Here is a 3794-nt window from a genome sequence, read left to right as displayed (position 1 = left end):
GCCACCAAATGCTTTTCCTCGCCGAGCGCATAGACGATCTCGGTGATCGAGCCGCCAACGGCCACGATTTTCGAAGGATCGGCAAACACGGCCGTGCCTTCCATGGCGCTGGCGGATTGCAGTGCGATAACAGCCATGGAGATACCGATCACCGGCCGGAAAATAGATCCGCGCACGGTCGACAATCTTGGGAAAAAACGCATCGCATTTTCCTCAGGCTGCGGTCGGGCTTGGGATGCGCGGCAGGTTTTCCGCCAGGAAGCGCCAGTCGTCCCGCTCGCTTTCGCCTTCATGACGCTTGCCGAAGAACTGGATGAACATCTTGCCGTCGGAATCATAGACCTCAAGCGAGGTGACATGACCGTCCTTGGTCGGCTTGCGCACTGCCCAGACCTCCTGGATGTGGTCGGTCCGCAAATGCAGGTGGAAGGTTTCGTCCAGCACGTTGATCCATGGCCCCATCGGCTTGATCGACTTGATCGGACCGGAATGGATCTGGATGCAGCCGCGGTTTCCCACAAAGCACATGATCGGCATCTCGCCCTCCGCAGCGTGATGAAACATGGCACGGACGGCATCATTGTCGAGCTGCCAGGCATAGTCTTGCCCGACCAGGCGCACCGCCTGCCGGCGGCTGAGCTTCAGCGTCTTCAGCATGCCGAAGAACTGGTGCACATCGGTCAGCCGGCTCCAGCGGTCGCGCAGATCGTCGAGATTGGCGGCCGCTTCGTCGCCATGGCTCTCGTCATCGGGGAGTGGTCCCGAAATGTCGACGGTCGGCTCCTGATTGGACGATTCGAGCGCGGCAACCAGCTTCTGATAGGCATAGAGGCTGGAGGCCGGACGCAAATGCACCTTGTGCACGGCCTCGCCCGCCGCATCGAAAAACTGCAGGCTGCGGCGGATTTCGTCGCCGTCTCGCTTCTCGACGGCAAAGCCGTGTGCCCAGACCTTCGGGAAGATGCGCAGGTCGATGTTTTCGCCAAGCACCATGGCATTGTGGTTGCCGGTGACGACCTTGTCATAGACGCCGATCTTCTCGTGCACCGCGCTCTCATTGCGGGTCAGCGCCATGACCTCGCCGACGGCCTCGAGGCCGGTCAAAAGATCGTTGACGCGCGGCTCGACGCGCACGACGCCGTCGCCGCAATGCGCGGCGATCAGTTCGGCTTCCGAAATGCCGAGCTGGGCAGCCAGATCACGCTCGCGCGTCTTCGGATTGTCTGTCCGTGCCCGCCGGATTTCATGCGGGGCGGGTTTTACGCGCTGATCCATGTTTCGTCCCTGCTGCCTAGGGCAATTCCGGGAAAAGTGTGAAACGGTTTTCCGTCCGGAATTGCGTTAAAACAAAGAGCTAGAGCGGTTCGGCGTTTCCGTGAAACGGTGAACCGCTCTAGCCTTACTTGTTGAGAATGAGCTTTCCCTGACGGGTGATCTTCAGCCGGTAGAGCGCACCGTGATGCTCAATGCCGATCTCGTGCTCGCCCTGGAACAGAGTGTTGCTGGACAGGGTTCGCACCGCCAGCGGAACCCGGTCGAAACGGGTGGGGGCCGAGGCATCGTCGGAACGGCGGACGCGATAGCGAAAATCGTTGGGATTGTGGGTGTTCATCTCTGTCGATCCCTTTCCTGTGCCGGGCGTCTGGCTAGGCGTTGCGTAATCCGATTCATTTCTTGACTTGAATAATCATGTTTACTAGTCAGTGCAATACCGGATTAAATGAGTCAACATTTAAGACGCCGGAGACGATCAAAAATGCCAGCCAGCCCCGGGCCAGCCAGCATGAAACCTGGACTTTGGAGTTGGGGCATGGGGTTGGTGACTTGGGAATGGCGTGGCCGGTCGGCGGCGAACGGCGCGGCGGCATTGTTGGCAAGCGTGGCGGCTATCGCCTTGTCGGCGCAATTGGCTAACGCCCAGCAAGCGGCGCAGCCGACAGAGCAAACGATGAAGGCTGAAGAAGAAAACGCCGCACCAGCGGGAGCAACGCTGCTCGACAAGATCCTCGTCATCAGCCGCACCGGCGAGACGGCGATCGAATCGCTGGCATCGACCAGCCATGTCGGCCAGGAACAGCTCGACCGCCGCATGGCGACGACGCCTAATGAGATGCTGCTTGGCGTGCCCGGTGTCGCGGCGCAGGCCGACGCCAGACGCGTCAGCACCAGTATCAACATCCGAGGCTTGCAGGATTTTGGTCGCGTCGCGGTCATCGTCGACGGCGCCCGTCAGAACTTCCAGCGTTCCGACCACGGCACGCAGTCGACCTTCTACATCGACCCCGAACTCGTCAAATCCGTGGATGTTATCCGTGGTCCTGTCGCCAACACCTATGGCTCAGGCGCCATCGGCGGCGTCGTCTTCTTCGACACCAAGGACGCCGGGGATTTCCTTAAGCCGGAAGAAACATGGGCCGGCTCCGTCACGGGACGCTATGAGAGCAACGGCAAGGGCTGGACAACAAGCGCATCCGGTGCCTACCGCCTCAACGAGAACTGGGATGTGCTCGGCAACATCGTCTACCGCAACTATGACGACTACAAGGATGGCGGTGGCGACACCGTCAAGGGCACCGGCTTCGATGTGCTTAGCGGCCTGCTCAAGACCACCATCCGGCCGACCGACAACAGTGAGCTGAAGCTCGGCTGGGTCGGCTCAAGCGACGGCTGGAACGAGATCAGCGGCGGCGTGCCGGTCAATGACGTCGACCTGAAGTCGAACACCTTCACCGCCCGCTACAACATTACGGATGAGGACAAGAGCTGGCTCGATCTCCATATCAACACCTCCTACAACAAGACCAATCTCGATCTGACCAGCCTCGTGCCTCTCAACCGGTTTGACCCGAGCACCGGCCTTCCAGTTGTTTTGCCGGCTGGCTCGACATCGACATTCGACATCGGCACGACCAGCATCGACATTTGGAACACGTCCAGATTCGAGACTGCGGGAATCGCGCACGAACTGACCTATGGCGGCGACTGGGCCGGCGATAAAGTCGAGACCGGCGGCACGGCCGGTGGCGACAGCTTCTATACGCCTTCCGGCAAGCGGAACGTCTCCGGCGCCTATGTCCAGGACAAGCTCACCTGGGAGTGGCTCGAAGTCATCGCCGGGCTGCGTTACGACAATTACAGCCTCAAGGATGACACACACGAAACGTCGGGGGACCGGTTGTCGCCGCGCATCACCGTCGGCGTCTCGCCTTTCGACAGCGCCAGCCTTGCCGGCCTGCAATTCTACGGCACCTATGCGGAAGGATACCGGTCACCCTCCCTGTCGGAAACACTGATCAGCGGTCGCCATCCGGCAGGTGTCACCTTCCCGTTCCTGCCCAATCCCAATCTGCGGCCGGAAACCGGAAAGACCGTCGAATTCGGCGTCAACTACAAGCAGGATGATATCCTCGAAGCCGGCGATGCGCTGCGCATCAAGGCAGCCTATTTCAACAACGATGTCGAAGACTACATCGATGGCGTTACCCTGTCGCGGTTTGACCCGACAGCCGGCTGCCCGAGCGGACCCGGTATCCCGATATGCTTCCAGTACCAGAATTTTGCCAAGGCCAAGATCTACGGCTTCGAACTTGAGGGCGTCTATGATGCCGGATGGGGCTATGCCGGGCTCTCGGCCTCAATCACCAATGGTCATACCATTTCCTACAAGGCCGTTCGGGCCGACCTGCTGACCATCCCCTCATCCCAGGTCACCGCGCAGCTCGGCTTGCGCTTCCTCGAGGACAAGCTGACCGTGGGCGGCGAAGTGCAATACAATGGCAAGCCCAAGGGCAATC

3 protein-coding genes and 1 pseudogene are annotated in these 3794 nt (G+C 60.3%); 1 reads left to right on the top strand and 3 read right to left on the bottom strand.

Annotated features, from left to right (window positions below; translation table 11 throughout):
* The 3 genes and pseudogenes from EOD15_RS30410 to hemP all read right to left on the bottom strand — a co-directional run.
* A pseudogene (locus EOD15_RS30410) lies at nucleotides 1–203 on the bottom strand (hemin ABC transporter substrate-binding protein); the annotation flags it as partial.
* A 10-nt stretch (nucleotides 204–213) separates the two neighbouring features.
* The gene (locus EOD15_RS30405) at nucleotides 214–1275 is read right to left on the bottom strand and encodes a hemin-degrading factor (protein ID WP_127409125.1); all 1062 of its coding nucleotides are present in this window, start codon (nucleotides 1273–1275) and stop codon (nucleotides 214–216) included.
* 124 nt (nucleotides 1276–1399) lie between these two features.
* Nucleotides 1400–1612: a hemin uptake protein HemP gene (gene hemP / locus EOD15_RS30400; protein ID WP_127271521.1), complete on the bottom strand. Its 213-nt coding sequence runs from the start codon at nucleotides 1610–1612 to the stop codon at nucleotides 1400–1402.
* Between the two features lie 198 nt (nucleotides 1613–1810).
* Here hemP and EOD15_RS30395 point away from each other — a divergent pair.
* Nucleotides 1811–3794, top strand: a 1984-nt coding sequence (locus EOD15_RS30395) for a TonB-dependent hemoglobin/transferrin/lactoferrin family receptor (RefSeq protein WP_127409124.1), incomplete at its 3' end; no start/stop codon positions are given.

Source organism: Mesorhizobium sp. M7A.T.Ca.US.000.02.2.1 (assembly GCF_003996995.1).
GTDB lineage: Bacteria > Pseudomonadota > Alphaproteobacteria > Rhizobiales > Rhizobiaceae > Mesorhizobium.
The sequence above is the reverse complement of the archived record's forward strand: the minus strand, read 5'-3'. Positions and strand labels throughout refer to the sequence as shown.